Source organism: Paenibacillus sp. N119s (assembly GCF_059447605.1).
This window is the reverse complement of the sequence record NZ_JCAJRU010000439.1, coordinates 1-1,400: the sequence shown is the minus strand read 5'-3', so window position 1 is coordinate 1,400 and position 1,400 is coordinate 1. Positions and strand designations below refer to the sequence as shown.

Annotated in this window: 2 protein-coding genes; both read right to left on the bottom strand. The window is 45.3% G+C overall.

All coding sequences use genetic code 11. From position 1 onward, the window contains the following. On the bottom strand, positions 1-755 hold a 755-nt coding region (locus AC5V8P_RS25560), incomplete at its 3' end, for a segregation and condensation protein A (protein ID WP_495474049.1). A gap of 172 nt (positions 756-927) precedes the next feature. Next, positions 928-1,392, bottom strand: a complete 465-nt coding sequence (gene ribH / locus AC5V8P_RS25555; RefSeq protein WP_013371724.1) for a 6,7-dimethyl-8-ribityllumazine synthase — start codon at positions 1,390-1,392, stop codon at positions 928-930. Positions 1,393-1,400: the final 8 nt, after the last annotated feature.

Here is a 1,400-nt window from a genome sequence, read left to right as displayed (position 1 = left end):
AAATCCCCTCTCCACTCCATTACAATATCATCGAAAAGCTTCTCCTGATAACAGAAAATTTGCTTCATTTTCATCAATTCAAGGATAGCCAAAAAGGTCACAACCACCTCATGCCGATACATATCCTCATGCATCAGCTTGGAGAACAGCAGCCGTCCTCCAGTCCCCACCATCTCTAACGCCCCGATAACCTGCCGGATCCGGTCCTTGACTGAAATTTCATCCCGATGGACACGGGTTACCGTCGTACGTCGTTCCGCTTTGCGCAACGCTCGCTGAAAGGCCGCGACCAAATCGCTTGCATGCAGCCCATGCACCGGATTTGCGGGTTCGGTCGGCAGGAATGCACTCAGATCTTCCGGCTCCTTGCCATAAATCAGACTTCGTTCCCATTCCCGTTCACTCAGATGGCGAGCAATCCCTTTGTATTTACGATACTCCACCAACTTGCGAACCAGTTCCTCACGTGGATCATAATCCTCTTCTTCATAAAAATCAAAATCGTCATATTCCATCACAGGTGGCTTGGGAAGCAACAATTTACTCTTAATGGATAAGAGCGTCGCCGCCATCACTAGAAACTCGCTTGTAATGTCCAGCTCTAGCTCCTGCATACTGTGCAAAAAAGCCATATACTGATCAGTAATATCGCTAATTGGGATATCCTGAATGTCGATCTCGGCTTTATCAATCAGATGCAACAGTAGATCCAGAGGACCCTCGAATGTTTCCAGCTTGTAATTTACGACTGTCAATGTGCTTCCCCCTGCCTTACTCCAATCATCATTCACAATACCTTTCCCCATTAGCACTTATGCTCTACGTTATCAATCCCTCTTTCTGTAGTATATACGTCATCGCCCTGCTTAACAATCCAATCCCTTTTCCACTTTGCAGTTTATGCCATTCTTTCAGCCATTTATATCATTAGAACTGCTTACCGAGATTGGCCATTTCAATTGCAGCTAGTGCAGAATCCCATCCTTTATTGCCAGCCTTCGTTCCTGCTCGTTCAATAGCCTGCTCAATGTTTTCCGTAGTCACTACACCAAAAATAATAGGGACTCCCGTTTTTAGACTGCTTGCCGCCACACCCTTGGCAACTTCATTGCAGACGATATCATAATGTGAAGTAGAACCACGGATAACCGTGCCAAGCGTAATAACGGCATCATATTTTCCACTTGCAGCCATTTTTTGAGCAATCAGTGAAATTTCAAATGCACCCGGCACCCATGCTACATCTATTTCATCTTCCTGTGCTCCATGTCTTTGAAGTGCATCAAGTGCACCACTCAACAGTTTGCTAGTAATAAACTCATTGAATCTGCCCACTACAATACCATACTTCAAACCACTCGATACGAGATTACCTTCCAGAAAACGTGCCATGTTGATCA